The organism is Holdemanella sp. (genome assembly GCF_056804935.1).
In genome coordinates this window covers 1-4,109 of record NZ_DBMEXE010000150.1, presented here as the reverse complement: position 1 = coordinate 4,109, position 4,109 = coordinate 1, and the positions used below count along the sequence as shown (strand labels likewise).

Here is a 4,109-nt window from a genome sequence, read left to right as displayed (position 1 = left end):
TCAATTAAGTCTGATATTGTATCAAAATATTCTTGTGCAATATGAGTATCTTGTCGTTGTAAATTGATTCTTGATAAAATAGCTTTTTCCATTTCTTGACCTCACTAGGGAAGAATATAGCATATTTAAATATAAGATACAACTATTTATTTTAAACCTAGTATTATGATATAATTAGTTGAAGGAGGCTATTATTATGGTAATTTTATATACTTCTCCAGGTTGTGCGAGTTGTCGTAAGGCAAAACAGTGGTTAAAAGACAACCAAATTGAATTTGTTGAAAAGAATATATTTACTTCATTATTGAAGGAAAGTGAAATTAAATATTTATTGTCGCGATGTGAAAATGGAACGGAAGATATCATTTCGGTTCGTTCGAAGGCATTCCAGGCACTTCAAAAAGATATCGATGATTATTCGATGAAGGAATTGGTTACTTTGATTCAGGAAAATCCATCGATTCTAAAAAGACCAATTCTTTTATCGGAAAAGAGCCTTGTGGTTGGATATGATGATGATGAAATCACAACAATGATGCCAGCACAGTTAAGAACAGTCGTAGACAATGCGTGTACAGATGCTTGTCCAAACTATTCTGTTTGTGGTAAGTGTAGAGAGCATGCAAGTATGAACTAGAGTATTCTAGTTCTTTTTTTGCTTAAACAGATAAACTTAGAGTAGAAGTATGTTTAGCAGGAGTTTTATAAACTATATTTTGTGAGTCTGCTGCTAATAAGGGCGCAATAAATTTGGATGGAGTTAGGTGTATTTGCTCTCCAAGAATTTAAGAAGCGGCATATACCCCCAAAACGGTTTAAAGCTGATTTTAGGCTTGGACAACTTTTAGTTGTCCGGGTCCTTTTTTTCAACTATTTTAATGCATCTGTCATCCTTGTCGATTTCAAAATGAACATACTGTAAAAATTGGTATAGCGTTTAGACAAAAAAGTGCGGTTGTTAAGCGTGGATAAACCTATTGGTGAAAACTAATAGGTTTTTATTTGTGAAATTTTAAAAAAAACTATCACTATGTAAATTTGTATGCTATAATTATTTACACATGTAAACGGTTACAAATAGGAGGTAAAATATTATGGATAAAAAATATGTCTATGAATTTAATGAAGGCGATGAAACGATGCGTGAATTGTTAGGTGGAAAAGGTGCCAACTTAGCTGGAATGTCTAAACTTGGAATGCCTGTGCCTTATGGATTCACGATCACTACAGAAGCTTGTAACCAATATTATGAAGATAATGAAACAATTAATGATGGTATTAAAGCTCAAATCATGGAATATCTAGATTTATTGGAAAAGAAGTCTGGAAAGAAATTAGGGGATGAAGCCAATCCTTTATTAGTATCTGTTCGTTCAGGGGCACGTGCAAGTATGCCTGGTATGATGGATACTATTTTAAATTTAGGTATGAATAAAACAGTTGCAGAAACAGTCGCAAACTTAACAAATAATGAGCGTTTCGCATATGATTCATATCGTCGTTTTATTCAAATGTATTCAGACGTTGTTATGGGGTTGAGTAAAAAGCGTTTTGAAGAGATCATCGATGAAGTAAAGGCTGAAAGAGGCATTAGTGATGACTTAGATTTAAATGCTGAAGATATGAAGAAATTAGTAGAATTATTTAAAGCGTTCTACAAAAATGAATTAAAATCTGAATTCCCTGAAGATCCAAAAGAACAATTGATGGGGGCTATTGAAGCTGTATTCCGTTCTTGGAACAACCCTCGTGCTATCTACTATCGTAAGATGAATGATATCCCTTCAAGCTGGGGAACTGCCGTTAACGTACAGATGATGGTATTTGGTAATATGGGTAATGATTGTGGTACAGGTGTTGCCTTTACGCGTAATCCAAGTACTGGTGAGAATAAATTGTATGGTGAATTCTTAATGAATGCCCAAGGTGAAGATGTTGTTGCGGGTATTCGTACACCTCAAAAGATTGATCAATTAAAAGAAGTGGCTCCAGGTGCATATGATGATTTTGTAGCTATTACTAAGAAATTGGAAACTCACTATCGTAATATGCAGGACATGGAATTCACAATTGAAAAAGGTAAATTATTCATGTTGCAGACACGTAATGGTAAACGTACAGCTCAGGCTGCCTTAAAAATTGCGTGCGACATGGTGGATGAAGGCATGATTACTATTGATGAAGCTTTAATGATGGTTGAACCTAAACAATTAGATTCATTACTACACCCAATGTTTGATGCGGATGAATTAAAGAAAGCTGAACCAATTGCTTCAGCACTTCCAGCAAGTCCAGGTGCTGCTTGTGGTCAAATCGTATTTAGTGCAGAAGAAGCGATTCAAGAGGCAAGTCGTAACCACAAAGTCATCTTAGTTCGTTTAGAAACAAGTCCAGAAGATATTGAAGGTATGCACGTATCTCAAGGTATCTTAACGGTACGTGGTGGTATGACAAGTCATGCTGCTGTTGTTGCTCGTGGTATGGGTGCATGCTGCGTCAGTGGATGTGGCGATATCAAGATGCATGATGATGAAGGATATTTTGAAATTAATGGTGTGAAATATCACCGTGGAGATTGGATCAGTTTAGATGGTTCAACAGGAAATATCTATGGTAGTGCTATTAAAACCGTTCCTGCAAGTATTTCAGGTGATTTTGAACGTTTCATGAATTGGGCAGATGAAAGACGTACATTAAAAGTTCGTACTAATGCAGATACTCCTCATGATGCAAAACAAGCTCATGAATTTGGTGCTCAAGGTATTGGTCTAGTTCGTACAGAACACATGTTCTTTGAGGGAGATCGTATTAAAGCGGTTCGTGAAATGATTGTTTCTAAAACGGCAGCTCAAAGACGTGTCGCATTAGAAAAAATCTTGCCTATGCAAAGAAGTGACTTTGAAGGAATCTATGAAGCTATGGAAGGTCTACCAGTGACAATTCGTTACTTGGATCCACCTTTACATGAATTCTTACCTACAAACTCTTATGATATTACACAATTAGCTAAGGATATGCACATTGGATTGGATGAATTGAAATCTGTCATTTCTAGCTTACACGAATTCAATCCTATGATGGGTCATCGTGGATGTCGTTTGGCTATTTCGTATCCAGAAATTGCTGAAATGCAGACGACTGCAGTGATTCAGGCTGCATTAGCTGTCAATGAAAGACACCCAGACTGGAAGATTGAACCTGAAATCATGATTCCATTGGTTGGTGATGTTGCAGAACTTCGCTATGTTAAAAAGGTTGTATGTGAGGTAGCTGACAAATTGATTCAAGAATCCGAATTCGATATGAAATATCATGTTGGTACAATGATTGAAATTCCTCGTGCTGCATTATTAGCAGATGAAATCGCAAAAGAAGCTGAATTCTTCTCATTTGGTACAAATGACTTAACACAGATGACATTTGGATTCTCAAGAGATGATGCAGGAGGATTCTTACAAGATTACTATGACAAGAAGATTTTCGAACAAGATCCATTTGCACACTTAGATCAAAGAGGTGTTGGAAAACTTGTTAAGATGGCTACAGAACTTGGTAGAAGTACTCGTCCAAATATTAAATTAGGTATTTGTGGAGAACATGGTGGGGATCCAGCAAGTATTGAATTCTGTCATAGAGTTGGATTGAATTATGTATCTTGTTCACCATATCGTGTACCAATCGCAAGACTTGCTGCGGCACAGGCTGCTATTAAATTCGATAAATAAAACATGTAGGAGTTGATTGATTTCAACTCCTTTTTATGATATGTGTTGTTTAGTGTTATTTTTTACAAAGTATTCGTGTAATTTTCGGTGTGTTTTTATCGTTTTTTTATATATTAAGATTTTGGTTTCGGAACAGAGAAATATGGTATGTGAAATAGCGTTAAAATATCACAAGATATGAATTATCAGGAACGACAAAAAGGACTATTGAAAATAGCCAACATTTTGTATTCATTTTTAGTTGTTGAATTATTTTTTTACAATCATCTTATGATCGCATTCAGGGCAGTGCATCATATAGTTTTCTTCAGGTTCATTTGGAAATAATTCATCGATCAACCATCTAGGTACTTCTTCTTCGTAACCGCATTTTGTACATTTCAT

At 35.5% G+C, this 4,109-nt stretch carries 2 protein-coding genes; both read left to right on the top strand.

What is annotated here, in order from left to right:
- The first annotated feature begins 196 nt into the window (after positions 1 to 196).
- Positions 197 to 637, top strand: a complete 441-nt coding sequence (locus ACZQCL_RS07135; RefSeq protein WP_154555840.1) for a Spx/MgsR family RNA polymerase-binding regulatory protein — start codon at positions 197 to 199, stop codon at positions 635 to 637.
- A gap of 457 nt (positions 638 to 1,094) precedes the next feature.
- Positions 1,095 to 3,725, top strand: coding sequence for a pyruvate, phosphate dikinase (gene ppdK, locus ACZQCL_RS07130; protein ID WP_482482461.1), 2,631 nt, complete (start codon positions 1,095 to 1,097; stop codon positions 3,723 to 3,725).
- Positions 3,726 to 4,109 lie beyond the last annotated feature (384 nt).

Excerpts from the sequence above, each read along its gene's own strand:
- ACZQCL_RS07135 (WP_154555840.1), top strand. The coding sequence starts at position 197 with ATGGTAATTTTATATACTTCTCCAGGTTGTGCGAGTTGTCGTAAGGCA.
- ppdK (WP_482482461.1), top strand. The coding sequence starts at position 1,095 with ATGGATAAAAAATATGTCTATGAATTTAATGAAGGCGATGAAACGATG.